Source organism: Serinicoccus sediminis, assembly GCF_004153545.1.
Taxonomy (GTDB): domain Bacteria; phylum Actinomycetota; class Actinomycetes; order Actinomycetales; family Dermatophilaceae; genus Ornithinicoccus; species Ornithinicoccus sediminis_A.
The window spans coordinates 35,457-59,797 of the sequence record NZ_SDVA01000007.1 but is presented as its reverse complement, the minus strand read 5'-3'; the positions used below and the strand labels follow the sequence as shown (position 1 = coordinate 59,797).

General features: G+C 74.0%; 23 protein-coding genes and 1 tRNA gene. 10 read left to right on the top strand and 14 right to left on the bottom strand.

Going from position 1 to position 24,341, the window contains the following annotated elements:
• Nucleotides 1–14 precede the first annotated feature (14 nt).
• Genes tsaD through tsaB form a run of 3 tightly spaced genes read right to left on the bottom strand, consistent with a single transcriptional unit; the run spans nt 15 to nt 2,199 of the window.
• Nucleotides 15–1,058, bottom strand: a complete 1,044-nt coding sequence (gene tsaD / locus EUS26_RS08230) for a tRNA (adenosine(37)-N6)-threonylcarbamoyltransferase complex transferase subunit TsaD (protein ID WP_130013015.1) — start codon at nt 1,056–1,058, stop codon at nt 15–17.
• Nucleotides 1,055–1,525 carry a ribosomal protein S18-alanine N-acetyltransferase gene (gene rimI / locus EUS26_RS08225; protein ID WP_238148867.1) on the bottom strand — a complete coding sequence of 157 codons (471 nt, stop codon included), beginning with the start codon at nt 1,523–1,525 and terminating at the stop codon, nt 1,055–1,057. Before rimI ends, tsaD begins: the two co-directional genes overlap by 4 nt.
• Nucleotides 1,522–2,199: a tRNA (adenosine(37)-N6)-threonylcarbamoyltransferase complex dimerization subunit type 1 TsaB gene (gene tsaB / locus EUS26_RS08220; RefSeq protein WP_130013013.1), complete on the bottom strand. Its 678-nt coding sequence runs from the start codon at nt 2,197–2,199 to the stop codon at nt 1,522–1,524. The genes rimI and tsaB overlap by 4 nt, the downstream gene beginning before the upstream one ends.
• Nucleotides 2,200–2,261: 62 nt before the next feature.
• Here tsaB and sodN point away from each other — a divergent pair, with 62 nt between their 5' ends.
• On the top strand, nt 2,262–2,663 hold the full coding sequence (gene sodN, locus EUS26_RS08215; RefSeq protein ID WP_130013011.1) for a superoxide dismutase, Ni: 402 nt from the start codon (nt 2,262–2,264) through the stop codon (nt 2,661–2,663).
• 55 nt (nt 2,664–2,718) lie between these two features.
• Here the strand turns inward: sodN and EUS26_RS08210 are convergent, their stop codons facing one another.
• A complete protein-coding gene (locus EUS26_RS08210) occupies nt 2,719–3,945 on the bottom strand; it encodes an HD-GYP domain-containing protein (protein ID WP_130013009.1) in 1,227 nt (408 codons plus the stop codon).
• Complete coding sequence (locus EUS26_RS08205) at nt 3,936–5,330, bottom strand: HD-GYP domain-containing protein (protein WP_130013007.1); 1,395 nt, start codon at nt 5,328–5,330, stop codon at nt 3,936–3,938. The genes EUS26_RS08210 and EUS26_RS08205 overlap by 10 nt, the downstream gene beginning before the upstream one ends.
• 372 nt (nt 5,331–5,702) lie before the next feature.
• Here EUS26_RS08205 and EUS26_RS17670 point away from each other — a divergent pair, with 372 nt between their 5' ends.
• Entirely contained in the window at nt 5,703–5,777 is a 75-nt protein-coding gene (locus EUS26_RS17670; protein ID WP_373288732.1) for a 50S ribosomal protein bL37, read from the top strand.
• A gap of 67 nt (nt 5,778–5,844) precedes the next feature.
• Here EUS26_RS17670 and rsrA read toward each other — a convergent pair whose 3' ends face one another.
• Together rsrA and EUS26_RS08195 are read right to left on the bottom strand one after the other, a co-directional pair.
• The gene (rsrA, locus tag EUS26_RS08200) at nt 5,845–6,132 is read right to left on the bottom strand and encodes a mycothiol system anti-sigma-R factor (protein ID WP_130013005.1); all 288 of its coding nucleotides are present in this window, start codon (nt 6,130–6,132) and stop codon (nt 5,845–5,847) included.
• Nucleotides 6,132–6,785: a sigma-70 family RNA polymerase sigma factor gene (locus EUS26_RS08195; protein ID WP_130013234.1), complete on the bottom strand. Its 654-nt coding sequence runs from the start codon at nt 6,783–6,785 to the stop codon at nt 6,132–6,134. Before EUS26_RS08195 ends, rsrA begins: the two co-directional genes overlap by 1 nt.
• 186 nt (nt 6,786–6,971) lie before the next feature.
• Here EUS26_RS08195 and EUS26_RS08190 point away from each other — a divergent pair, with 186 nt between their 5' ends.
• Genes EUS26_RS08190 through EUS26_RS08175 form a run of 4 tightly spaced genes read left to right on the top strand, consistent with a single transcriptional unit; the run spans nt 6,972 to nt 11,754 of the window.
• On the top strand, nt 6,972–8,216 hold the full coding sequence (locus tag EUS26_RS08190; RefSeq protein ID WP_130013003.1) for a pyridoxal phosphate-dependent aminotransferase: 1,245 nt from the start codon (nt 6,972–6,974) through the stop codon (nt 8,214–8,216).
• A 13-nt stretch (nt 8,217–8,229) separates the two neighbouring features.
• The gene (locus EUS26_RS08185; protein ID WP_130013001.1) at nt 8,230–9,084 is read left to right on the top strand and encodes an SOS response-associated peptidase; all 855 of its coding nucleotides are present in this window, start codon (nt 8,230–8,232) and stop codon (nt 9,082–9,084) included.
• A 19-nt stretch (nt 9,085–9,103) separates the two neighbouring features.
• Nucleotides 9,104–10,315, top strand: coding sequence for a glycosyltransferase (locus tag EUS26_RS08180; protein ID WP_165368553.1), 1,212 nt, complete (start codon nt 9,104–9,106; stop codon nt 10,313–10,315).
• A complete protein-coding gene (locus tag EUS26_RS08175) occupies nt 10,312–11,754 on the top strand; it encodes a glycosyltransferase family 39 protein (protein WP_130012997.1) in 1,443 nt (480 codons plus the stop codon). The genes EUS26_RS08180 and EUS26_RS08175 overlap by 4 nt, the downstream gene beginning before the upstream one ends.
• Before the next feature lie 16 nt (nt 11,755–11,770).
• Here the strand turns inward: EUS26_RS08175 and EUS26_RS08170 are convergent, their stop codons facing one another.
• A complete protein-coding gene (locus EUS26_RS08170; protein WP_130012995.1) occupies nt 11,771–12,397 on the bottom strand; it encodes a DUF998 domain-containing protein in 627 nt (208 codons plus the stop codon).
• 207 nt (nt 12,398–12,604) lie between these two features.
• On the opposite strand from EUS26_RS08170, the gene aroA reads away from it, so the two are divergent.
• The 3 genes from aroA to EUS26_RS08155 are packed head-to-tail and all read left to right on the top strand — an operon-like array spanning nt 12,605 to nt 15,815.
• Complete coding sequence (aroA, locus tag EUS26_RS08165; RefSeq protein ID WP_130012993.1) at nt 12,605–13,930, top strand: 3-phosphoshikimate 1-carboxyvinyltransferase; 1,326 nt, start codon at nt 12,605–12,607, stop codon at nt 13,928–13,930.
• Between the two features lie 7 nt (nt 13,931–13,937).
• Nucleotides 13,938–14,966 carry a ribosome small subunit-dependent GTPase A gene (rsgA, locus tag EUS26_RS08160; RefSeq protein WP_130012991.1) on the top strand — a complete coding sequence of 343 codons (1,029 nt, stop codon included), beginning with the start codon at nt 13,938–13,940 and terminating at the stop codon, nt 14,964–14,966.
• Between the two features lie 27 nt (nt 14,967–14,993).
• Nucleotides 14,994–15,815, top strand: a complete 822-nt coding sequence (locus EUS26_RS08155; RefSeq protein ID WP_130012989.1) for an inositol monophosphatase family protein — start codon at nt 14,994–14,996, stop codon at nt 15,813–15,815.
• Here EUS26_RS08155 and EUS26_RS08150 read toward each other — a convergent pair.
• From EUS26_RS08150 to EUS26_RS08135, 4 genes are all read right to left on the bottom strand, one after another.
• Nucleotides 15,778–17,184, bottom strand: a complete 1,407-nt coding sequence (locus EUS26_RS08150) for a M16 family metallopeptidase (protein ID WP_130012987.1) — start codon at nt 17,182–17,184, stop codon at nt 15,778–15,780. The two genes, EUS26_RS08155 and EUS26_RS08150, sit on opposite strands and share 38 nt — an antisense overlap.
• Nucleotides 17,181–18,461, bottom strand: coding sequence for a M16 family metallopeptidase (locus EUS26_RS08145; protein ID WP_130012985.1), 1,281 nt, complete (start codon nt 18,459–18,461; stop codon nt 17,181–17,183). The genes EUS26_RS08150 and EUS26_RS08145 overlap by 4 nt, the downstream gene beginning before the upstream one ends.
• Before the next feature lie 136 nt (nt 18,462–18,597).
• A tRNA-Met gene (locus EUS26_RS08140) sits at nt 18,598–18,671 on the bottom strand.
• Nucleotides 18,672–18,745: 74 nt separating this feature from the next.
• On the bottom strand, nt 18,746–21,706 hold the full coding sequence (locus EUS26_RS08135) for a UPF0182 family membrane protein (protein WP_130013232.1): 2,961 nt from the start codon (nt 21,704–21,706) through the stop codon (nt 18,746–18,748).
• A gap of 311 nt (nt 21,707–22,017) precedes the next feature.
• Here EUS26_RS08135 and EUS26_RS08130 point away from each other — a divergent pair, with 311 nt between their 5' ends.
• The gene (locus EUS26_RS08130; RefSeq protein ID WP_130012983.1) at nt 22,018–22,575 is read left to right on the top strand and encodes a PPA1309 family protein; all 558 of its coding nucleotides are present in this window, start codon (nt 22,018–22,020) and stop codon (nt 22,573–22,575) included.
• 1 nt (nt 22,576) lies between these two features.
• Here EUS26_RS08130 and EUS26_RS08125 read toward each other — a convergent pair whose 3' ends face one another.
• Complete coding sequence (locus tag EUS26_RS08125; RefSeq protein ID WP_130012981.1) at nt 22,577–23,734, bottom strand: YlbL family protein; 1,158 nt, start codon at nt 23,732–23,734, stop codon at nt 22,577–22,579.
• Nucleotides 23,731–24,159: a molybdenum cofactor biosynthesis protein MoaE gene (locus EUS26_RS08120; RefSeq protein ID WP_238148865.1), complete on the bottom strand. Its 429-nt coding sequence runs from the start codon at nt 24,157–24,159 to the stop codon at nt 23,731–23,733. Before EUS26_RS08120 ends, EUS26_RS08125 begins: the two co-directional genes overlap by 4 nt.
• Nucleotides 24,160–24,341: the final 182 nt, after the last annotated feature.

The window sequence follows — 24,341 nt, the reverse complement described above, 5'->3', positions numbered from 1 at the left end:
AGACCCCGGCTCGATCAGGACCGGACCTGCTCGACCGGCTGGGAGGAGTCGGCGGGCAGGTCCAGACCGGACGGCGGACGGCCTCTCATGACCATCTGCGCGCCCAGCGCGGCGACCATGGCCCCGTTGTCGGTGCACAGCCCGGGCCGGGGCACCCGGAGGCGCACCCCCGCGGCGTCGCACCGCTCCTGCGCGAGGGCCCGCAGGCGGCTGTTCGCCGCCACCCCACCCCCGATGAGCAGGTCGTCCACGCCGTGCTCCCGGCACGCCAGCAGGGCCTTGCGGGTGAGCACGTCGACCACCGCCTCCTGGAAGCTGGCCGCGACGTCCGCCACAGGCACCGGCTCACCGGCCGCCTCCCGCGCCTGCACCCACCGGGCGACCGCGGTCTTGAGGCCCGAGAACGAGTAGTCGAACCGGTGCCGCTGCAGGTCCCGGCCCGAGGTGAGCCCGCGCGGGAAGTCGATGGCCACCTGGTCGCCCTCCCGGGCGACCCGGTCGATGTGCGGCCCCCCGGGGAACGGCAGCCCGAGGATGCGGGCCACCTTGTCGAAGGCCTCGCCGGCCGCGTCGTCCATCGTCGCTCCCAGCGAGCGGATGTCGTGGGTGACGTCCGGCACGAGCAGCAGGTTGGAGTGTCCCCCGCTCACCAGCAGCCCCAGGGTGGGCTCCGGGAGCGGTCCGTGCTCGACGACGTCCACCGCCACGTGCGCGGCGAGATGGTTCACCCCGTAGAGGGGTACCCCGAGGGCGAGCGCCAGCGCCTTCGCGGAGGCCACCCCCACCAGGAGGGCGCCCGCGAGCCCCGGGCCCGCGGTCACCGACACGGCGTCGACGTCCGCCAGGCGGACGCCCGCCTCACGGCAGGCCCGCTCGAGGGTGGGGACCATGGCCTCGAGGTGGGCCCGGCTGGCGACCTCGGGCACCACCCCGCCGAAGCGGGCGTGCTCCTCGACGCTGCTGGCGATGGCGTCGAAGAGCAGCGTCCTGCCCCGGACGAGCCCGACACCCGTCTCGTCGCAGCTGGTCTCGATGCCCAGGACGAGGGGGTCGTTCACGGGTCCAGCTCCTTCCTCAGGACGAGGGCGTCCTCACCGGAGCGGTAGTAGCGCTCCCTGGTGCGGACCAGGTGGTAGCCACGGGTGGCGTAGAGCCTCCGGGCCACGTCGTTGCCGCTGCGCACCTCGAGCATGACGCTGGTGGCACCGGCGTCCCGGGCCAGCTCGTGCAGCCGGCCCAGCAGCCGGGCCCCCATCCCGGTGCCGCGCGCGGCGGGGTGGACGGCCACGGTCATGACGTCGGCGACGTCGCCGGCCACGTCCAGCCCGGCATACCCCTCGGGGACCGCCTGCCCGGGGCGGGCCGCGACGACGTAGGACCGTCGCGGGCGCGCGGCCAGCTCGGCCCACAGCCCGGCCTCGTCCCAGGAGTCCTCCGGGAAGGCGGCGCGCTCCACCTGCAGCATGGCGGGGATGTCCCGCCAGGTGGCGGGACGCACCAGCACCGTCGTCGTCACCGGGCTCACCGCGACCTCGCCTCGACCGCGTCGGGACGGCGCAGGTAGAGCGGCTCGGGCGGGAGCAGCCCCCGCCCGCTGTCCGGGTGGGTCCCGCCGCTCAGCCGGACCGCCAGGTCGGCCAGGACCCCGGGCGAGACGTCCAGGGGCGCGTCGGGCAGCTGCCCGGGCAGGGCGTCGGGGTAGAGCAGGCCACCGCGGCCCACGGCAGGCAGGGAGCGCACCTGCTCGGGCAGCGACGCGGCCGGACCGACCGCCGGCCCCTCGAGCCGTCGCGCCCCGGAGGGGGTCATCTCGTAGCGGGCCCAGTAGACCTCGCGCCGACGGGCGTCCGTGGCCACCAGCACATCGGTGGCCGGCGCGCCGCCGAGGTGGACGGCGTGCGCGAGCGCGTCGAGGGAGCACACGCCCCGCGGGGCCGGGAGGCCGCGACCGTGGGCCAGCACCAGGGCGGTGACGACGCCCACCCTCAGGCCGGTGAACGGGCCCGGCCCGACACCGCAGACGACCTCGGTGAGATCGGCCACCGTCAGACCGGCCTCCTCGAGGACGGCGCTGACCGCCGGGGCCAGCAGCTCACCGTGCCGTCGGGAGTCCTGCCGGACCACCTCCGCACGGGTCCGGTCGCCGTCGTGGACGGCGGCACCGACGGTCCCGGTGGCGGTGTCGATCGCGAGCAGCACCCGCCCAGGCTAACGTGGTGGGTGTTGGAGTCCCCCTCACGACCTACTGCAAAGGATGGCCGATGTTCACCAGGTTCTTCGCCCCCACCATCGAGGTCAGCGCCCACTGCGACCTGCCCTGCGGCGTCTACGACCCCGCCCAGGCCCGGATCGAGGCCGAGTCCGTCAAGAAGATCTGCGAGAAGGTCGCGGACAACGACGACCCGGACTTCCGGATGCGCGCCATGATCATCAAGGAGCAGCGCTCCGAGCTCGTCAAGCACCACCTCTGGGTGCTGTGGACGGACTACTTCAAGCCGCCGCACTTCGAGAAGTACCCCGAGCTGCACGTGCTCGTCAACGAGGCCACCAAGCTCGCCGGCGCCTCCGGCACCAAGGGCAGCTTCGACGTCGCGACCGCGGACGAGCTGCTGGGCAAGATCGAGCGCATCGCGGAGATCTACGCCGAGACCAAGCAGGGCTGACCTCCCGCGACCAGGGCCGCCCCGCCACCGCGCGGGGCGGCCCTCGTCGTGCCGGTCAGCGGCTGAGCCACTCCGCCTGGGCGGCCGACAGCGACCCGCGCCGCTCCAGCTGGTGGACCAGGACCCGCACGACCTCCGGGTCGTACTCGTGCGGGGTGCTGCGCAGCAGTCGTTCCAACGCCTCCAGCGGTGCGCTGCCGCCGCCCGGCCGGGTCCCCCGCCCGGTGAGGTCGTCGTAGGCCGAGGCGACCCGCACGATCCGGGAGGCGAGGGCCACGTCCCCGCGCTCGTCGGCCCGGTGGTGCGCGAGCCCGACGTCCGCGACGACCGAGGCCAGCCGCGACAGCTCCGCGGTGCGGCCGAGGATGGACGACCCGGTCGAGGCGATCTCACGTTGGTCGCGGGCCGAGAGCTCGACCGTCGCACCGCCCGGGACGGGGCGCGAGAGCCCGACCTGGCCGATGTCGTGCAGCAGCGCGGCCGCCTCCACGTCGCGCAGGTCGGCGGCCTCGACCCCCAGGTCGCGGGCGATGGGCACCGCCAGCTCGGCCACCCGGGCGGCATGGCCCGACATGGCCAGCCCGGCCTCCTCCGGGAGGCGGGCCAGCGCGAAGATCGTCTGCCGCTGGGCCCGGCGGATGTCCCGTTGGCGGGTCACGGCGGGCTGCAGCACCAGCAGGGGCACGAGGAACAGCACGAGGCTGAGGGGACCGAGTTCCCTCAGCGCCAGCGCCATGACGACGGCCGTCGAGGCACCGGCCAGGGAGACCGGCCCCTGCCGCTCGAACTCGCCGCTCAGGGTGGCCCACGCCATCGTGCGGCTGCGCACCGACGCACGCACCCCCCTCCACACCAGGGGGGCCGCGGCGGCCAGCACAGCGACGAGCAGCAGGAGGACGGCGATGACCACGGTCGTCTCGCGCTCGTGCCACACGCTCCGCAGGAGGGTCTCACCCCCGGGCCCGGGGATGCGCACCAGCAGACCCGCCACGACGACGGAGGTCCCGAGGCGCATCAGCTCCCGACGGGCGGACGGGATGCGCCTGCGCCAGGCCGCCACGAGGAGTACCGCGGCCGCGGCCACGACCAGCGGGCCCAGCATCCCGACCAGGTGGTCCGGGTGCCCGCGCGGGAAGGGCCAGGCCGTCGCCATCGCGAGGGCCACGGCGGTCGCCTGCGCCAGCGGCGCGTCCCGCGCCGGCCCCGAGGAGGACTGGCGCCAGACCTCGCTGAGGACCATCACGACGAGCCCCACCAGGGCCGTCTCCCAGCTCAGGGCCACGGCGTCTCCCCCGTCCCCGGTGTCAGCACGTCCTCCGACTCCGGCTGCCAGTCGGCGAAGGCGTCGCTGACGCTCGGGTGGTCGTGGTCCGGGAGCAGCCGAGCGGGGTTGCCCGTGGCCGGTCTGGCCCGGGCGAGCAACGCGCTGCCCGGGCGCCCGAGCACCTCACCCAGCGCCTCGACGACCCGCGGGTCGAGGTGGGTGCCGGCGCGGCGGCGCAGCTCGTGGAGCGCCTCGGACGCGCTCAGGGTGCCGGTGGCGGACCCCGCCACCAGTGCGTCGAAGGCGTCGGCCACGGCGACGACGCGGGCCGCCGGCGGGATGTCCTCGCCGCGCAGCCCGGAGGGGTAGCCGCGGCCGTCCCACCGCTCGTGGTGGTGCGCGATGGCCGGCAGCGAGTCCTCGAGGAAGTCCAGCCCCTCCAGGACGTTCACGCCGGCCAGGGGGTGGGCGCTGATGGCGCTGAGGTAGCCGATCTCGTCCTGCGGGTCGGTGGGCAGGTCCGGGCGGACCACCATGAGGCCGATGTCGTGCAGCAGCGCCGCGTAGCGCAGGTCCTCGGTCTCGGTCGCCCCGAGCCCCAGCTCGCCCGCCAGGGCCTCGGCGAGGTCCGCGACCCTGGCGCTGTGGCCGACGGAGGCCGGGTCCGCCTCCTCCAGCGCGGCGACGAAGGTGGTGACGGTCTCCTGGTGCTCACGTCGGGCGAGGGCGTCCCGGCCGATGGCCCAGTGCGCGATGAGGAGCGGACCGAGGACGAAGATCGCCGAGCCCGCACCGAGCCCGACCGGCCCCCAGAGGACGACGAAGAGGAAGCCGATGACCGCGTGCGACAGATAGCCCCAGCCCAGGCTGCGCAGCACGGACTGCGCCACGGGGACGACCCGGGTGCCACGGGACACGTGCGAGATGAGGCCGATGCACAGGACGTTGACCGCGATCATCACGACGTAGGCGACGAGGAGCGGGAGGCCCACCCGCAGGAGCAGGCCCCCGGCGCTGGAGGGCGCGTGGTCCACCAGGACCCCGCCGGTCGCCAGGTAGACCAGGGACCCGGTCGCACCCATGGTCCCGGTCATGCCGCAGTTGAAGACGCGCGTGCGCCAGTTGCGGCTGCGGAAGTCGCTGAGGTAGGGCAGCCCCGCCGCCACGGTCGTGCCGATGGGGCCGGCGATGGGGATGGCCGCGGCCAGCACCACCGTGGACACCGAGACGCTCCAGTGGCTCATCCCCCGCTCGTGGATCTGCACCCCCAGGGTGACCAGGCCCATGAGCAGGAGGGTCACCCCCACCCCGGCACCGTCGTCGTACCCCCTGAGCCACCCACCCGCGGCCGCGAGCACCGCGGCGATCAGGACGAGACTGCCCGCCAGCAGGACGACAGGCATGGACGAGGGGCGCGGATCGGATCGATCCGCGCCCCTCGGTGAGTCAGTGCGTCGACTCAGCCGTTCCACTGGACGACGTCGATGACGCGGAAGATGGCGTCGAACGCCCCCGCGGTGAAGAGGTCGGCGATGAGCTGCAACATGATGATGTCCTTCCGTAGAGACGCCCCCGGCGGTAGGGAGCGAGCGCCGGTGAGACCTCCGGCTTGTCACTAATGTGCCACATCTGCACCAGAGACGAGAGGTCGAGATGACCGAGGATGCAGAATCTTGGACAAACCTTTACCATACCCGTGACGGGGGTCACAAGGATCGACGCCGCGCACACGTGTGGGACACTGGTCCTTTGACCCCGTCGTCGGGAGGACGAAGATGAGCAAGCGCGCCCGCAAGCGTCGTGACCGCAAGAAGAAGGCGGCCAACCACGGCCGCAAGCCCAACGCCTGAGCCAGCACGCACCGAGGGCCGCCCCGTCACGACGGGGCGGCCCTCGGTGTCTGTCCGGGTCGACCGGTTAGGACTCGGTACGCCGGACCACGGTCACCTGGGTGCTGGTGATCCGGGTGAGGATCTGGCTGCGCAGCTGGGCGGGGGCGCTCTGCCGGGCACAGGCTCGGCGGACCAGCGCCTTGAGCAGCAGGTCGCGGTCGTACTCCGCCAGGCACGAGCCGCACTCGTCGAGGTGGGCCTGGATCCGGGCGCGGTCGACCGGCTCGGTCTCGTTGTCCACGAACTCGAACAACCTGAGCAGCACACCGGCGCAGTCCACGGCGTCGTCCGGCTGGCGAGGGTCCTGGGCCATCACGACCCCTCCCCCGCGCGGACGATGCCGCGCTCGGCGGCGTAGTCCGTCAGCAGCTCGCGCAGCTGCTTGCGCCCGCGGTGCAGCCGCGACATCACGGTCCCGATCGGGGTGTCCATGATGTCGGCGATCTCCTTGTAGGAGAAGCCCTCCACGTCAGCCAGGTAGACCGCCATGCGGAAGTCCTCACCGATGCTCGCGAGAGCCCGGGTGACGTCGCTGTCGGGCAGGTGGTCCAGCGCCTCCGCCTCGGCCGAGCGCAGACCGGTGGAGGAGTGCGAGGCGGCCCGGGCCAGCTGGTAGTCCTCGACCTCCGCGGCGTCCGACTGCAGCGGCTGGCGCTGCTTCTTGCGGTAGCTGTTGATGTAGGAGTTGGTGAGGATGCGGTACATCCACGCCCGCAGGTTGGTCCCCGGACGGTACTGGTGGAAGGCCGCGAACGCCTTCGCGTACGTCTCCTGCACCAGGTCCTCGGCGTCCGTAGGGTTCCGGGTCGTCCGCAGCGCGGCGCTGTACATCTGGTCGAGCAGGGGCATGGCCTCGCGCTCGAACCGCGCTGAACGCTCCTGCGGGGTCTCGGTCGCGACGTCGACGGCCGCGTCCGCCGCTGCCTGGGCGTCGATCTCCTCGACGGCCGGCTGGTCAGTAGTCATCACCGTCCAGCCTAGCCCGTGCGGGCTGGCCAGGGCGAAGCCACCAGCCAGCTCACCGGGAGCGGTCGTGGTCCTCAGCACTCTCGTCTCCTCCGCGTGTCGTCCGATCGGGGTGGTCAACGTGGAGATCCGGCGCGCGCATTCCCGGCTCCGGGTCGGAGGAGGGCCGGATGGGACGATGGGCAGGTGAACCCGAGCACCCGCCCCCACCGGCTCCGCCCGCTGACCCAGCCGGCGAAGCTGCAGAACGTCCTCTACGAGATCCGCGGCCCGGTGGCGGCCCGTGCGGCGGCCCTGGAGGCCGAGGGGCACCGCATCCTCAAGCTCAACATCGGCAACCCGGCCCCGTTCGGCTTCGAGGCCCCCGACATCATCCTGCAGGACATGATCGCGGCGCTGCCCTCGGCGCAGGGCTACTCGGAGTCGAGGGGCATCCTGCCCGCCCGACGTGCCGTGGTCTCCCGCTACCAGGAGGAGCCCGGCTTCCCGCCGCTCGACGTGGACCACGTCTACCTGGGCAACGGCGTCTCCGAACTCATCATGATGGCGCTCAACGCCCTCCTGGACCCGGGCGACGAGGTCCTGGTCCCGGCGCCCGACTACCCGCTGTGGACCGCCGCCACCAGCCTGGCGGGCGGCATACCCCGGCACTACCTGTGCGACGAGACGGACGGGTGGAACCCGCAGGTCGAGGACATCCGCGCCAAGATCACCCCCCGCACCAAGGCCCTGGTGGTGATCAACCCCAACAACCCGACCGGGGCGGTCTACTCCCGGGAGGTGCTCGAGCAGATCGTCGAGCTCGCCCGCGAGCACTCCCTGCTGCTGCTCGCCGACGAGATCTACGACCGCATCGTCTACGACGGCGCCCGGCACGTCTCCCTGGCCTCGCTGGCCCCTGACCTGCTGTGCCTCACCTTCAACGGGCTGTCGAAGACCTACCGGGTGGCCGGGTACCGCGCCGGGTGGCTCGCCATCACCGGCCCCACCGGCCACGCCAAGGGCTTCCTGGAGGGCATCGAGCTGCTGGCCTCCACCCGGCTCTGCCCCAACGTGCCGGCGCAGCACGCCATCCAGGTGGCGGTGTCCGGACACCAGAGCATCGAGGAGCTGATCGCCCCCGGGGGGCGGCTCGCCGAGCAGCGCGACCTCGCGACCGGCATGCTCAACGCCATGGAGGGGGTGAGCTGCGTCGAGCCGCGGGGCGCGCTCTACGTCTTCCCTCGGCTGGACCCGGAGGTGCACGAGATCCACGACGACGTCCAGCTGTGCCTGGACCTGCTGGAGCAGGAGAAGATCCTCGTCGTGCACGGCACCGGCTTCAACTGGCCCACCCCCGACCATCTACGGGTCGTCACCCTCCCCTGGGCGACCGACCTGGGGGCCGCCCTGGAACGGATGGGCAACTTCCTGTCCACCTACCGCCAGTGAGGGTGCGGACCTGATGTGCGGACGGTATGCCGCGAGCGCCCATCCCGACGAGCTCGTCGAGGCCTACGACGTCGACCTCGACGCCACCGACCAGCCGTCCATGAGCCTGCTCAAGAACCCCCAGACGCCCCCAGCGGGCCAGCCCGACCACAACGTCGCCCCGAGCAAGCAGGCGCCCGTGGTGCTGACCCGGGCACCACGGGGGACGTCGGGGGGCACCGGCGCCGAGGACCAGCCGGCGGTGCGTCAGCTGCGCCTGCTCACCTGGGGGCTGGTGCCGTCGTGGGCCAAGGACCCGTCGGTCGGCGCGCGGATGATCAACGCCCGTCAGGAGACCCTGCTGGACAAGCCGGCCTTCGCCCGGGCCGCGCTCGCCCGTCGGGCCCTGGTGCCCATCAGCGGGTGGTACGAGTGGCAGACGAGCCCGGTGGCGACGGATGCCCGCGGCCGGCCCCGCAAGCAGCCCTTCTACGTCACCCGGGCCGACGACCTGCCGTTGGCGCTGGCCGGGGTCTACGAGTTCTGGCGCAACCCGCAGGCCGCGCCCGACGCCGACGACGCCTGGCTCGTGACCTACGCCGTCGTCACGACCGCCGCCGAGCCGGGTCTGGACCGGATCCACGACCGGCAGCCGCTGGCCCTTGAGCCCGACCAGTGGGGCGACTGGCTGGACCCCGGCCTGACGGACGCGCACGACGTCCGGTCGATGGTCGACGCGGCGCACGTCCCCGGCCGGTTCCAGGCCTGGCCCGTGGACCGGGCCGTCGGCAGCGCGGCCGCCAACGGCCCGGGCCTGGTCGAGCCGGTGCCGACCGAGGCGCTCGTGGGGGTCGTCGACCCCGTCACCGGAGAGGTGCTCGGCGGGTGAGCCCGCGGTGAAGGTCGTGGTGGCTGCCATCGGCAGCCGGGGTGACGTGCTGCCCTTCACCCACCTCGCGGGGCGCTTCGCCGACGCCGGTCACGAGGTCACCCTGGTCACGCACGCGACGCTGGTCGGCGCCGGGCACCCCGGGCTGAGGGTGGCGGACGTGTCGAGCGACCCCGAGGAGCTGCTCGCCGGGCCGGCCGCCCGAGCCGTGCGTCGTGGGAGCCCGCGGCAGCTCAGCCGCACCCGGCAGCTGTTCGCCGACTTCATCGACTCCGCCCGCCAGCCCTCGCTCGAGGCCCTGGACCGGGCGGACGTCCTGGTGGCGTCCACCTTCGCCATCGCCGCGGTCCACGAGGCCCTGGACCGGTCCGTGCCGGTGGTGCGGGCCCACATGTGGCCGGAGCACGCAGACCTGCGGGGGCCCATGCCGCTGCTGCCGTACTCGTGGTGGTTGCCGGCACCGGCCCGGGTCCTCGCCCGACGCGCCCTGCGCAGGGTGGAGCCCTACCTGGGCGGTGTCGACGGGGGGTGGCGGCGCGGCCGGCTGCACCTCGTCGCGCGACACCCGGTGAGCCTGACGACGTCCACGCTCGGCTCGCTCTACGCCTACAGCCCCGAGCTCGTCGCCGACGAGCCGGCGGACGGCACGGTGACCGGGTGGTGGACGGGGAGCGGGCCCGACCGTCCGTTGACCCCGCGGGTGGCTCAGGCGCTGGACGACGGCGGCGACTGGATCTACGTCGGCTTCGGGTCGATGCACCAGCGCGACCCCGGCGCCCTGCTGCGCCGGGTGGACGCGGTGTGCGCCCGGGTCGGCGTGCGGGCGGTCGTGCAGGTGCCGGGTGCCCCGGCAGAGGACCTGCCGCGCCTGCTGGCCGTCACGGACGAGCCGCACGACGAGCTGTTCCGCCGGGTGCGCGCGGTCGTGCACCACGGCGGGGCGGGGACGACCGGGGCGGCGGTCCGGGCGGGTGCCCCGTCGGTCGTCGTCCCGCACTTCGCCGACCAGTTCTACTGGGGCAGCCGTCTGCACCTGCTGGGGGTGGCACCCCGACCGGTCCCCCGGGCCCTGGCGACGACCGGGGCGCTGGCGCGGGCGGTCGAGGCCGCCCTGGACGCACCGGTCCGCCGGCGGGCCCGCGAGCTGACGGCGCGGGTACGCGGCCAGGACGGGTGCGGGGTCGCCGTCCGGCAGGTCGAGGAGTGGCTGGCCCACGCGGAGAGCAGGTGAGGCCCGCCCTCCCCGCGGCCTCCGACCCCGGCCCGCTGCGGGTCGCCGCGCCCCCGATGGTCCTCGTCGCGCTGGTGCTGCTCCTCGTCGCCCCACGCTACGGGCCGCACTGGGACGAGCTCTACTTCGGCATGCTGCCTCCCCGGTGGTGGTACGTCGACCAGCCGCCGCTGACGGTGTGGTTCACCTGGCTGCTGGGCCGGGTGAGCGACCACCTGTGGGTGCAGCGCCTGCCGGGGGTCGCGGCGGCCGTCGCCGGCGCCTTCGTGGCGACCCTGTTCCCGCGGGCCCTCGGTGCCCCGCCGTCGGTGCAGCGGCTGGCCGGGTGGGCGCACGCGTTCACCGTCTACCCGCTCATCATGGGCCACCTGTTCACCACCGCGACGCTGGACCTGCTGGCCTGGCAGGTGGTGGTCCTCCTCGTCCTCCGGGCCTGCCTGGGTCACCCGCACGCTCTCCTGTGGGCCGGCACGGTCGCGGGTCTGGCCTGCTGGAACAAGCTGCTGGTCGTCGTCCTCGCGGCGTCCCTGCTCGTCGGCCTGCTGCTGACCCGGCGTCCGCTGCTGCGGACCCGGGACGCCCTGCTGGGCTCGTCGGTCTTCGTCCTCCTCGGCGCGCCCCAGGTGCTCCTGCAGCTCGTCCACGGGCTGCCGATGGCCGAGGTCTCCGGCGGCCTCGTGGACGAGCAGGGCGACCTCGTGCGGCTCGTGCTGCTGCCGGCGCTGGCGCTGTTCGCGGGGCCACCGCTGCTGCGCGTCTGGCTGAGCGGGTTCCTCACGCCCTGGAGACGCCCCGACCACCCCGCCCGCTTCCTGCTGCCGACCTTCGCGCTCGTCCTCCTGTGGACCTTCGCCAACCCCTCGCAGCCGTACTACCCGGTGGGCGTGCTGCTCCCGGCCCTCGCGGTGGGGTGGGCCACCCCGGCGGTGGCGGACCGGTGGAGCCGCACGAGGAGCCGGACGGTCGTCGCGGCGAACGGCGTGGTGGCGTGCCTGCTCTGCCTGCCGGTCCTGCCGCCCACCGAGACGTGGGTGTCCGCCGTGTCCCGGCTCAACCCGACCATCCGCGACCAGGTCGGCTGGCCCGGCTACGCCCAGCAGATCAGCGACCTGCGCCGACCCGGCGAGGCCGTCGTCACCGACACCTACGCCCTCGCCGGCGCCGTGCACCGCTACGGGAGCTCGGCCGACCGGGCCGCGGTGCACTCGGGCCACAACGCGCTCTGGGACCTGGGGCCGCCCGAGGGGGACGAGGTCCTGCTGGTCGGCGAGCACGCCGTCGCCCGACGGGGGGACTTCGGCCGCTGCGGGGCGGCGACGGAGCTCGACACCGGCCCGGTGGTGCATCCCCGGCTCGAGCACGTGCCCGTCCTGCACTGCGCGGACCCGGTCGCCGACTGGGCGACGCTGTGGCCACGGTTCCGCCGCCTGGGCGGATGACCGCCCTCCCCCGGGCTCAGGGGGACCGGACGGCCAGCACGCGCACGGACTCGACCACCAGGGTCAGCACCAGGCTGCCCACGATGATGATCTGCCCGGTGCCCTCCTGGACCAGGGCGGGCGGCACCTGGTTCTCCGCGCAGAACACGAGCGCCACCACGGCCAGCGTGCCGCGGACCGCTCGACCGCTCTCGAGCCACCGTGTCTCCGGGCGTACCGCCGAGAGCAGGAGACCGGCTGCCGGGACCACGAAAGCCATGACGACCCCGGCCAGGTGGATGGCACCGGTGTCACCGGCGGGGAAGACGGCGGCGACCACGAGGCCCAGCCCCATGACCACGACGCTGCCCGCGAGCAGTCGGCCCCAGCGCGGGATCAGCGCCAGCGCGGCGCCCGCGAGCAGCACCCCGGTCAGCGCCAGGCCGACGTTGAACGCGGCCGACCCCGGTGAGCAGATCCACCGTCCACCCCGAGGACGGCACGCACCGTCCCCCAGGTCGCTGAACATGTTCACCGTCCACACGAAGGTCGTCCCGGTGGTACTCAGGGCGACGACCACGGTGACGACGAAGAGGACGATGGCGACCAGCACACCCGCCGCACCCAGGACGGGCCATCGGGGCGAGACCGGGGGGCGGGTCATGTCGGGGGGTCCTCCGGCCTCGTCGGCCAGCGTCTGCAACGGTCGTGGCGGCCGGTCGGGGACGGGCCGCGCCACTCCGCTGCGACCAGGGGCAGCCGGGCCGGCACCGACCGGTCGATGCGGGAACGGTAGCACCGCGGGCCGTCCGGACCGCCGGGAGGCGCTAGGTTGGGCCGGGACCGAGACCGAGACGAGGAGGCGACCGCGATGAGCACAGTGCCGACCTGGGCCGCCCCCCACGTCCAGGGCGCCCTCGACGCCCGGGTCCGCGTGCCCGGCAGCAAGTCCCTCACGAACCGGTGGCTGGTGCTGGCGCTGCTGGCCGACGGCCCCAGCACGCTGCGGCACCCGTTGCACTCCGACGACAGCCGGCGGATGGTCGACGCGTTGCGCGCCCTCGGGGCGGGGGTGGACGACGACGACCCGGCCGCCTGGGTGGTCCGCCCGCCGTGGGGCGGACCGCGCGGCGACGTGGACATCGACTGCGGGCAGGCCGGGACCGTCATGCGTTTCGTGCCCCCGGTCGCCGTGCTGGCCGACGGCCCGGTGCGCTTCGACGGCCACCCCAGCGCCCGGGCCCGGCCCGTGGGCCCGGTCCTGCAGGCCCTCCGGGATATCGGGGCGAGCGTCCTGGACGAGGGCCGCGGCACCCTGCCCTTCACGGTCGAGGGCCCCCTGCCCCAGGCTCCCGCCGGAGGGCCGCCCACCGTGCTCGTCGACGCGTCGGCCAGCTCCCAGTTCGTCTCCGCGCTGCTCCTGTCGGCCGCCGCCTACCCGCACGGCCTCCGGGTGCAGCACACCGGACCCACCCTGCCCAGCCTGCCGCACCTCCAGATGACCGTGGCCACGCTCCGCGCCGCGGGGGTCCCGGTCGAGCAGCCCGGCGCCGCCAGCTGGCTCGTCCCCGCGTGCCCCGTCCGGGCCCTGGACGTCGTCGTCGAGCCCGACCTCTCCTCTGCCGCACCCTTCCTGGCCCTGGCCGCCGCGACCGGTGGGAGGGTCCTCGTGGCGGACTGGCCCGCTGCCACGACCCAGCCCGGAGAGCGGATGCGCGACGTGCTCGCCGCGATGGGGGCGGCCACCGAGCTCACCGCCGAGGGGCTGCTGGCGACCGGTGCAGCGGGCGGACGCCTGGCGGGGGTCGACTTCGACCTCTCCGAGGTGGGTGAGCTGACGCCGGTCGTGGCCGCCCTCTGCGCGCTCGCGGGCTCCCCCAGCACGCTGCGCGGGATCGGGCACCTGAGGGGGCACGAGACCGACCGCCTCGCCGCGCTCGTGGCCGAGCTGACCCGCCTGGGGGCGCGGGCCCGCGAGCTGCCCGACGGCCTGGCCATCGAGCCGGGGCCACTCACCGGGTGCCGGGTCCGGACCTACCACGACCACCGGATGGCGATGTTCGGTGCCGTCGTGGGTGCGGTCGTCCCCCAGGTCGAGGTCGAGGACGTCGCCACCGCCGGCAAGACCTTCCCCGGCTTCGACCGGGCGTGGGAGCAGGCCGTAGGCTCCGTGCGCCCGCAGAGCCGGGCCGGGTGAGCCCGGCATGAGCGGACGCTACGACCACCTGGACGAGTCCGACGTCCGCGTCCGCCCCTCGCGCAAGGGATCCCGCCCACGCACCAAGGACCGGCCGGCCCACGAGGACGCCGTCGTGGGGGTGGTGACCACGGTCGACCGGGGGCGCTACACCACCCGGGTGGCGGACCGGACCGTCATCGCCATGCGCGCCCGGGAGCTCGGCCGCAGCCGCATCGTGGTCGGGGACCGGGTGGGGATGGTGGGCGACACGTCCGGGCGACCGGACACCCTCGCCCGCATCGTGCGGGTCGAGGACCGGCGCACCGTCCTGCGCCGCAGCGCCGACGACTCCGACACGGTGGAGCGCGTCATCGTGGCCAACGCCGACCAGCTCGTCGTCGTCACCGCGCTGGCCGACCCCAGGCCGCGGGCCCGCATGGTCGACCGCTGTCTGGTGGCGGCCTACGACGCAGGGCTGGACCCGTTGCTCGTGCTGACCAAGGCCGACCTCGCCTCCCCCGACGCGTTCCTGCGGCACTACACGGCGCTCGACGTGCCCGCGGTCGTGACGGGAAGCGTCCTCGATGAGGCACGTCTGACCGTCGACCCGGTGGCGCTCGGGCAGGTGCGCGAGGCCCTGCGGGGCCGCACCAGCGTGCTCGTGGGGCACTCCGGGGTCGGCAAGTCCACCCTGGTCAACGCGCTGGTACCGGACGCGGCCCGGGCGACCGGGGAGGTCAACGCGGTCACCGGGCGGGGGCGGCATACCTCGACGTCCGCCGTCGCGCTGGAGCTCGCGGACGGCGGGTGGGTGGTGGACACCCCTGGCGTGCGCTCGTTCGGTCTGGGGCACGTCGACCCGGCCACCTTCGTGGAGCACTTCGAGGACCTCGCCGCCGGCACCGCGGGGTGTCCACGCGGCTGCAGCCACGACGAACCGGACTGCGCCCTCGACGCCTGGGTGGCGGCGGGGCACGCCGGGTCCGCCGGGCCGGCACGGCTGGAGTCGCTGCGCCGGTTGCTGCGCAGCCGCACCGGTGAGGAGCACGGCTGAACCCTGACCAGCGGTTACGGTGAACGGGTGCCCGGCTACGACGACGACCTGAGACTCGCCCACGTCCTCGCGGACGCGATCGAGCGCACCTCCCTCGAGCTCTTCGGCTCTCTCCAGGCGGAGGTCGAGGTCGACCCGGACGGTGGCCTGAGCGCGCCGGCCGCCCGTCGGCTCGAGGAGCTGCTGCGCCACCAGCTGCACCGGACCCGTCCCCGGGACCGCGTCGAGGGGCGCACCATGGACCCGACCGGGCACGGCGCCCGGAGGTGGGTGGTCGACCCGATCGACGGCACCGCCAACTACGTGCGGGGCGTCCCGGTGTGGGCGACGCTCATCAGCCTCGTCGTCGAGGACGAGCCGGTCCTGGGCCTCGTCGCCGCACCGCACCTGGCCCGGCGCTGGTGGGCGGGCGTCGGCTCCGGGGCCTGGACCGGTCGGACCCTGGCCCGTGCCCGCCGCATCACGGTGTCGGGCACCGGGGTGCTCGAGCACGCGTCGCTGTCGACCGACGACGTGGCGGGGTGGCTGCACGGGGGCCATGGCGCGGGCTTCGCCGCCCTGACCGACCGGGTGTGGCGCACCCGCGCCTACGGCGAGTTCTGGAGCCACGCGCTGGTCGCCGAGGGGGCGGCCGACCTCGCCCTGGCCGCGTGGGGCGACGGCTACCAGCTGGCCACGCTGGCGCCCCTCGTGCGCGAGGCGGGCGGGACCGTCACCGACCTCACCGGCGCCCCGGCCGCGTCCCCGCTGGTCACCGCCGCCGACGCCGGCCCGGTGGTGACCACCAACGGGCGGGTCCACGAGGAGGTGCTCATGACCCTGGGGGTGGCGAACCAGGCCGAGGGCTGAGCGGGGAAGCCCCGGCCACCTGCACCGGCCCGAGACCGGCGTCCATGACCGGGGCGATCGCCTCCGGGTCGCCGACGACGACGACGGTCCACCCCGGTCCGGTCCGGACCTCCTCCCACGCCCGGGCGGCCTGCTCCCGGGTCAGCTCGCGCAGCTGCCGCAGGGTGCTCGTCACGGTGTCGGGACCCAGCCCGTCGGCGAGCAGGGAGACCAGCTCGTCCGCGACGCTGTCCGCCGTGAGGTACCGCGCCGGGGCCGTCATCGCGACGAAGTCGGCGGCCTCGCGCACCTCACGCTCGCCGAGCTCCGAGCCCGGGGTGTCGAGGATGCGCAGCGTCTCCTGCAGCGCGGGCAGGGTCGCATCGGCCCGCACCGCGCCGGCGACGACGCACTGACCCCCGACCTGTCGCGGCCGGAAGCCCAGCCGCATGCCGTAGGTCCAGCCCCGTTCCTCCCGGAGCACCCGGTCCAGACGCGAGTGCGGAGCGCCCCCGAGGAGCAGGGCCAGGGCCTGGTAGGTGCCCCAGCCGTGCGGGGTGCGCCGGTCCGGTCCGCGGCGGCCGAGCAGCAGCTCGGTCTGCCCCGCCCCCTCCCGGGGCACCAGCAGCACCCGCGCGGCGTCGTCGGCGCGCAGCGACTGTCGCGGGCCGTCGTCCACCGGGGCGCCGGCCGGGCGCCAGGCACCCACCGTCGCGGAGATCAGCCCCACCGGGTCCTCGATCCCCGAGAGGTCGCCCGCCAGCACCACCACCCCGCCGTGCGGCGTCAGCGCCTCGTGCCGCTCGCGGAGCATCTGCGGGGTCAGGGTCGCCACCGAGGCCGTGGAGCCGCCGACGGGCACCCGGGCCCGCTCACCCGCGGCGAAGTAGGCCTCCCGGAACTCCCGCTGCGCGCGACCGGTCGGGTCCGCCAGCTCGTGGGCGATGTCAGTCAACCGGTGACGCACCTGCCGGGTGACCTCGGCCTCGGGGAAGGTCGGCTCGGCGAGGCACTCCACGAGCAGGTCCAGGGCCGTCCCAAGATGGCGTCCGGTCACCTCGAGCCCCAGGTGCACCCGTCGCTCGCCGGCCCCGGCGCCCAGGGCGATGCCGTGGCGTTCGGCGAGCTCCGCGAGCTCGGTGGCGGTCCGCGAACGCGTCCCCTCGTCGAGGCAGCGCGCCATCATCAGGGTGGACCCCTCCCGCCCCGGCTCCTCCTGGGCGAGGGGGGCGCGGAGGGCGACGCGCAGCGAGAGCACGTGCTGCCCGGGGAGGTCGACGAGGAGCAGCTGCAACCCGTTCGGCAGCTCAGCACGGGCCGGCTCGGGGAAGCGCCACGGCGCAGGGTCGCCCACCTCGGGACGCCTGCGGACACGCGGCGTACCGGTCATCGTTCTTCCTCCCACCGGTAGACCAGGGTGGCCAGGGCGTCCGGCACCAGGTAGCGGGCGGCAGCCGCACCCACCTGCTCCGGGGTCACCGCGAGGACGTCGTCGACGTAGCGTGCGACCTGCCCGGGGTCCTCGAGGAGGAGGGTGGCCCGGCTGAGGAGCGCCGCCCGCTCGTCGTAGCCGGCCAGGGCCTCCAGCCAGGACCGCTCGGTGTCGGCCCGGGAGGCCTCGAGCTCCACCTCCCGGGGCCCGTGGTCGGCGAACTCCCCGAGGATCGTCGCGAGCTGCTGCTCGACCGCGCGGGGGTCCACGCCCTCGGTGACGTCGAGGACGAGCAGGCCCAGGGAGGTGCCGTCGCGCAGCCCCAGCGCCGAGGCGGACGCGCCGCTGACGACCTCGGTCCCGAGGACCAGACGCTCGTGCACGCGGGAGATCGTCAGGCCGGCGAGGGCGTCCATCGCCAGGGCGCAGGCCACGAAGTCCGGCTCCGTGACGGCGGGGAGGCGGGCGGCGAGGTAGAGCCGCTCGGACGGGATCTCGGCCCCGCCCACCACCACCTCGCGGACCGGGGCGGTCAGCGGTGGCAAGGCAGGGGTCGCCGTGGGTCGGGGTCGGGTGGCGTCGGCGAGGTGGCCGAAGTAGCGCTCGACGAGGTCGAGGCCCTCCTCGACGTCGACGTCGCCCACGAGCGTGAGCACGCTGGTGCCGGGTCCGTAGTGCGCGGTGTAGAACGCGTGGGCGTCCTCGAGGGTCGCGGCGTGCAGGTCCTGCATCGAGCCGATGGTCGGGTGGTGGTAGGGGTGGTCCGACGGGAAGACGAGCCCACCGAGCAGCGCCAGGGCGGTGCCGTAGGGCACGCTGTCGTACCGCTGCCGCTTCTCCTCCACCACGACGTCGCGCTGGATGTCCAGGTTGGCCTGGGTGAGCGCCGGCAGCAGGTGCCCCTGCCGGTCGGCCTCCAGCCACAGGGCCAGCTCGAGGGCGTTGCGGGGCACCGACGCGACGTAGGACGTCCGGTCGTAGCTGGTCGTCGCGTTCGCCCGGCCGCCGTGCGCCATCAGCGCGGCCATGTGCTCCCCCTCGGCCACCAGCTCGCTGCCCTGGAACATCAGGTGCTCGAAGAGGTGGGCCAGGCCGGTGCGCCCCGGCGCCTCGTGCCTCGACCCCACGTCGACCCACAGGTCCATGCTGACGCTGGGCACGGCGTGGTCCTCGCTGACGACGACCTGCAGACCGTTCTCCAGGGTGCGTCGCGCGACGGGCAGGTCCAGGGGCATAGGACCGACACTGTATGCGTCGCGTGACCCTCCCCCGCGCACGCGGTCTCCCGACCGTCTCGTCGTCAGGGGGCACCGGCACGACGAAGGCCCGGACCGTGTGGTCCGGGCCTTCGTGCGCGTCCGACGCGATGCGTAGCGGGGGCAGGATTTGAACCTGCGACCTCCGGGTTATGAGCCCGGCGAGCTACCGAACTGCTCCACCCCGCGTCGTGGTGAGCACCACTCTACGTGATGCCGAGGTGCTCACCAAATCCCGGTCGTGGGACGCCCTGCGCCTTCGCTCAGGGCTCCTGCGTCTGGGCCGCGCCGTCGTCGGTCGTGTCCTCCTCGCCGCCGTCGACGCTCGTCGAGCCACCCGAGGGGTCGGCGTCGACCGCACGGTCGATGGCCTCCCGCAGCCGCTCCTGGGCCTGGCCGTAGGCCTCCCAGTCGCTCTCCGCGAGGGCGGCCTGGCCGTCGTCGTAGGCGGCCTGGATGTCGTCCAGCGCCTGCGCCAGGGCGTCCTGGTCCACCTCGCCCGCTCCGTCACCGCCCTCGCCGCCACCGGTGTCGCCTGACGCGTCATCCCCACCGGTGGGGCCGGCGTCCCCGGCGTCGCCGGCTGTGGCTCCGGAGTCGCCGCCGAAGAGCTCGTCCAGGGCCCCGTCGAGGGTGTCCGACCAGGCCAGGTCGTTGCCGAAGGCCACGACGACGATGCGCTGCAGCGGGAAGGCGTTGCCGCCCTGGGCCTGCACGTAGACGGGTTCGACGTAGAGCAGCCCGCCACCCACCGGGAGGGTCAGCAGGTTGCCCATGAGCACCTCCGAGGACTCGGTGCTCCGGTTGAGGTTGAGGAACTGGGACAGCGTCTGCCCGAAGGCGTCGGAGTTGGCGTCGGAGGAGTTGATGTCGTTCTGGAACTGCCCTGGCCCGCGCACCGTCGTGTCGCGGGGCAGCACCAGCATGCGCATCTGGCCGTAGCCGTCGCGGGGTTCGCCGGAGGTCGTGCCGGCGTCGGCGTCCACGGCGACGTACCCGGTGAGGTTCTGCCGCTCGTTGCCCCGCGGGATGTAGGTCGTGGTGAGGCTGAAGGTCGGCTCCTCCTGACCCGGCATCGTCACCGACAGGTAGTGCGGCGGCATGTCCGGCTGGTTCTCGCCCGAGACGGTGGGGTCCTCGGAGACCGCCCAGAAGTCCTGCCCGGTGAAGAAGGACCCGGCGTCGTCCACGTGGTAGCGGGAGAGCACCGAGCGCTGCACCTTGAAGAGGTCCTCCGGGTAGCGAAGGTGCGCCATCAGCTCGCCGTCGATCTCGGACAGCGGCTGCACGGAGTTGTCGAAGGCCGAGGACCAGGCCCGCAGCAGCGGGTCCTCCTCGTCCCAGGCATACAGGTCGACCGACCCGTCGTAGGCGTCGACCGTGGCCTTGACCGAGTTGCGGATGTAATTGACCTGGCCACCGCCGATGGAGCTGACGTTGTTGGCCGTCTGCAGCGAGTCGAGAGTCACCTCGCCCAGCTCCTCCATCTGGCTGTAGGGGTAGCGGTCGCTGACGGTGTAGGCGTCGACGATCCACTTCACCCGGCCGTCGACCACCGCCGGGTAGGGGTTGCCGTCCAGCCGCAGCCAGGGCGCGACCCGCTCCACCCGCTCGCGCGGCTCGCGGTGGTCGAGCATGCGGGACTCGCTATTGACCGAGTCCGAGAGCATGATCTCGATCTGGCGGTACTTGATGGCGTAGGCCGCGCGGCGTGCGAAGCTGCCCATCGCGACCCCGCCCCCGCCGCTGTAGGTGTTGCGCACCTCGCCGGTGTCCTGACCGCTCACCGGGTAGTCCAGCTCACGCGGGGGCTGGTCCTCGGGTGCCCCGACGATCGAGTAGTCGGGCGAGGACTCGCCGAAGTAGATGCGCGGCTCGTACTCGCCCAGCCCTCCGACGGGCGGGATGTTGCGCTCGAAGAGGATCGGCTCGCCCTCGGTGGAGCGACGGTTGCCGTAGCTGGCCACGACGCCGAACCCGTGGGTGTAGACGGTGCGGTCGTTGACCCAGTTGCGCTGGTCCGCGGAGATCCCCTCGAGGTTCAGCTCACGGACAGCGATCACGGTGTCGACGAGCTCGCCGTCGACCTCGTAGCGGTCGACGTCGAGGGCCTCGGGGAACTGGTAGTAGTTGCGGACACCCTGCAGCTGCCGGAACGTCGGCGACACGATCGAGGGGTCCACGATGCGGATGCCGGGGATCGTGTCCGCGTCGCTGCGCAGCTGACCGGGCTCGGCCTCGGTCACGGCGTTGTAGTCGGTCCGCTCGATGTCCTCCAGGTCGTAGGCGCTGAGGGTCGAGTCGATCGCGCGCTGGATGTAGGGCGCCTCGAGCTGCGCCTCCGAGGGGTTGACCCGGAACTGCTGCACCAGCGAGGGGTATGCCCCGCCCAGCACCAGCGCGATCACCAGGAGACCGGCCAGCCCGATGATGGGCAGCCGCCACGCCCTCGTCCAGATGGTGGCGATGAAGAAGGCCGCGCAGAGGAGCGCGGCCACCGCCAGGATGCTCCGGGTGGGGAGCAGCGCGTTGACGTCGGTGTAGGTCATGCCGGTGATGCGGGCGTGCTGGGTCATCGAGAGCGAGAACCGCTCGACCCAGTAGGCGGCGGCCCGGACGACGAGGATCAGTCCCAGGAGCACGGCGAGGTGGATGCGCGCCGCGGTCGTCGTGCGCTGGCCGCGGTTGGCCCCCTGGAGCTGGATGCCGCCGTAGATGTAGTGGGTCAGGAGGGCGCCGATGAGGCTGAGCCCCAGCACCAGGGTGCTGAACGAGATGACCATCTGCCAGAACGGCAGGCTGAAGACGAAGAACCCGACGTCCATCCCGAACTCGGGGTCCGTCTCGCCGAAGGGCTGGCGGTGGATGAAGAGCAGCACCGTCTGCCACTGGGCGGCGGCGGCGGTGCCGGCGAAGAGCCCCAGGACGGCGGGCACGGCGATGAACACCAGACGTCGGACCGGGTCCAGGGCGCTGCGGTAGCGGTCGAGGGCCGCCTGCTCGGGGGTCGACGGAGCGTAGATCGGCCGGTGCCGCCAGCCCAGCCAGAGCCCGGACCACACGACGAGCCCGGTGACGAGCGCCGCCAGGACGAAGAGCCCGACCTGGGTCAGCAGCCGGGTGACCAGCACCTGCCGGAAGCCGAGCTGCTGGAACCACAGCAGGTCGGTCCACAGCGTGGCGCCCCACCCGAGGAGACTGAGCACGGCGAGCACGATGAGCACGGTCGGCAGGACCCGCCCCCGCGGGAGCCCGCCGCGACCCGAGGGGCGGCCCAACCGGCCGCGGCCTCCGCCGCCTCCACCCCCGGACGCCCGTCCCCGGCCGTCGTCGCGTCCCCCGCGACCCGCCGCGGGGCTTTCTGAGCGCCCCCGGGCCCACCCCTCGCCGGCCGGGCCGCCGCCGGCCCCGGCGGCGGGTCCGCGACCGTCCTCGTCGGGATCCGGGCCGTTGTCTGGCTCGCGCTCACTCACCCCTCCAGCGTAACCGCCGCAGCCCCGCGTCCCCACGGCGACCCGGATGCGACGATGGCGGGGTGAGCACCCCTGACCGCACCGCCGACACCGACCCGAGCCGCCCCAGCGCCCTCCTGCGGGCCGCCGTCGACACCGAGAGGCACGTCGCACGGTCGGGCTGGGACCAACCGCCCCGCCTGTTCGCCCTCGTCCGGACCGCGCTGCTGCGCGAGCGCGAGCCCTCGCTCGCCGGCCAGCTCGCCGACCCCGAGGACGACGGCTTCACCGCGGTCGAGCAGGAGCGACTGCCCCCCACGGCCGACCTGGAGTCGCTGCTGGGCCGCATGGCCTGGCCCCCGGACGTGGAGGGCGTGGCCCTGTCGGTCGAGCGGATCGTGGTGCCGCCGGAGGCCGAGCGGGAGCTCCCCCGGCAGCCGCAGGAGGCGACCGACGCGCTCATGGCCCACCCCGAGCGCAAGGACGTCCGCCTGCTGGCCGCCTGTCTGCGCGACGGCTCGCGCACCTGCCTGCTGCGTCAGCGCGACTTCGACGAGGACGACGCCGTCGCCGTCGGGCCGGACATCGCGCCGGGGCTGACCCACGCCCTGGCCTCCACCCTCGCCGACGAGGCGGAGTAGGTCAGCCGGTCTGCTCGGCGCCGTCCTCCAGCACCTGATCGCAGGTGGGGAAGGACAGCTCCTCGGGTGAGGCGTCGGGCGAGGAGTCCAGCTCGTCCATCACGTCGAGGGCCTCGTCGAAGGTCCCGACCGGGACCACCGTCAGGCCGCGCGGGTCTCCCTCGACCACCTCCGCGCAGTTGTCGCGGGGGGCGAGGAAGACCTCGGCGCCGGCCCCGCGGGCGGCATACATCTTCTGCGTGATACCACCGATGCCGCCGACCGTGCCGTCCCCGGTGATCGTCCCGGTGCCGGCGACCGACCGGCCACCGGTGAGCGGTCCGGGGGTGATCTCGTCGTAGACGGCGAGCGAGAACATCAGCCCGGCGCTCGGCCCACCGACGTTGCCGGCGTCGATGGTGACCTCGTAGGGGTTGTCGTAGACCGGGGCGAGGTAGACCCCGACGATCGTCCGGCCGCTCTCCTCGTCGAGCCGGGTGGGCACGTCCAGCTCGAGCTCCTCTCCCCCGCGACGCACCGTGACCGGGACCTCCTCGCCGGGCTCGACGCCCTGGATCTGGTCGCGGACGGCCGTGGTGTCGCTGACGTCCTGGCCCGCCACGCGGACGATCTCGTCCTCGACCTCGAGCACCCCGTCGGCCGGGGCGTCGGCGATGACCTGCGCCACGACCACGTTCTCGTCGATCTGCACGCCCTGCGCCCGCAGCGCCACCACGGCGGCGTCGTCCTGGGAGTGCTGCATGAGCTCGGTGTTCTGCTCGCGCACCTGCTCCGCGGTCACGTCCTCGGGGAAGACGTCCTCGCGCGGGACCACGGTGGTGGCGGGGTCGATCGTCGCCCGCAACGCCTCCCAGGCGGAGACCGTGTCACCGGGACCACCCTGGAGCCGGATGGTGGTGAAGTACAGGTGGCCGTCGGTGTCGTCGTAGCTGGTGAGACCCTCGTCCACGCTGACGATGTCGGTGCCGTCGATCTGCCCGAGGGTGTCGTAGACCGGCCCGGGCACGTAGATCACCCGCTCGACGGTGACGAGGTTGAGCACGGACCCGGTGAGCACCCCGGCGGCGGTGACCACCAGCAGCGCACCCGCGGTGACCCCGACGCGCGTGTGCGGCGGCCGGCCGGCCCGGTGCTCCGCCCCGGTCTGGTCCGCACTCACAGCCCCACCCACTCGTGCTCGTGGCCGTCGAACTGCTGCCGCTTCCAGATGGGTATGCCGCTCTTCAGCTCCTCGATGAGCAGGCGCCCCGCGGCGAAGGCCTCGGCCCGGTGCTCGGCCGACACGGCGCAGACGACGGCCAGGTCGCCGACCTCCAGCTGACCGACCCGGTGCACGGCATACACCCCGTGCACCTGCTCCTGCGCGGCCACGGAGGCGGCCAACGCCGTCAGCCGATCCGTCGCCTCCGGGTGCGCCGAGTAGTCGAGGCGCGTCACCCCGGCGCGTCCGCCGTCGTGGTCGCGGACCGTGCCGACGAAGATCGTCACGGCACCCGCCCTGGGGTCGCGCACCGCGCGCAGCGCCTCGTCCACGGACAGCGGCGTGTCGCGCACCCCGGCGACGATGCTCTGGTCCTCGGTCACCGCGTCATCATGCCTGATCTCCCTGACCGTTCCCGGGACCACCCCGGCGCCGTGAGGGAACTCTCCCGCGTCCGCCGGTGTTGAGCCCAGTGACAGACGCCCGCCACCACCGCGCGCCGGTTCGCGGGCCGTCTCGTGACAGGCTGGACCGCCGGCACCATCGAAGGAGAAGGACGAGGACC

Bases quoted from the DNA above. Each gene is read 5' to 3' on its own strand.
- sodN (WP_130013011.1), top strand. From the start codon at position 2,262: ATGTTCACCAGGTTCTTCGCCCCCACCATCGAGGTCAGCGCCCACTGC.
- EUS26_RS08205 (WP_130013007.1), bottom strand. From the start codon at position 5,330: ATGCCTGTCGTCCTGCTGGCGGGCAGTCTCGTCCTGATCGCCGCGGTG.
- rsrA (WP_130013005.1), bottom strand. From the start codon at position 6,132: ATGGCCCAGGACCCTCGCCAGCCGGACGACGCCGTGGACTGCGCCGGT.
- EUS26_RS08195 (WP_130013234.1), bottom strand. From the start codon at position 6,785: ATGACTACTGACCAGCCGGCCGTCGAGGAGATCGACGCCCAGGCAGCG.
- EUS26_RS08185 (WP_130013001.1), top strand. From the start codon at position 8,230: ATGTGCGGACGGTATGCCGCGAGCGCCCATCCCGACGAGCTCGTCGAG.
- EUS26_RS08170 (WP_130012995.1), bottom strand. From the start codon at position 12,397: ATGACCCGCCCCCCGGTCTCGCCCCGATGGCCCGTCCTGGGTGCGGCG.
- aroA (WP_130012993.1), top strand. From the start codon at position 12,605: ATGAGCACAGTGCCGACCTGGGCCGCCCCCCACGTCCAGGGCGCCCTC.
- rsgA (WP_130012991.1), top strand. From the start codon at position 13,938: ATGAGCGGACGCTACGACCACCTGGACGAGTCCGACGTCCGCGTCCGC.
- EUS26_RS08150 (WP_130012987.1), bottom strand. From the start codon at position 17,184: ATGACCGGTACGCCGCGTGTCCGCAGGCGTCCCGAGGTGGGCGACCCT.
- EUS26_RS08145 (WP_130012985.1), bottom strand. From the start codon at position 18,461: ATGCCCCTGGACCTGCCCGTCGCGCGACGCACCCTGGAGAACGGTCTG.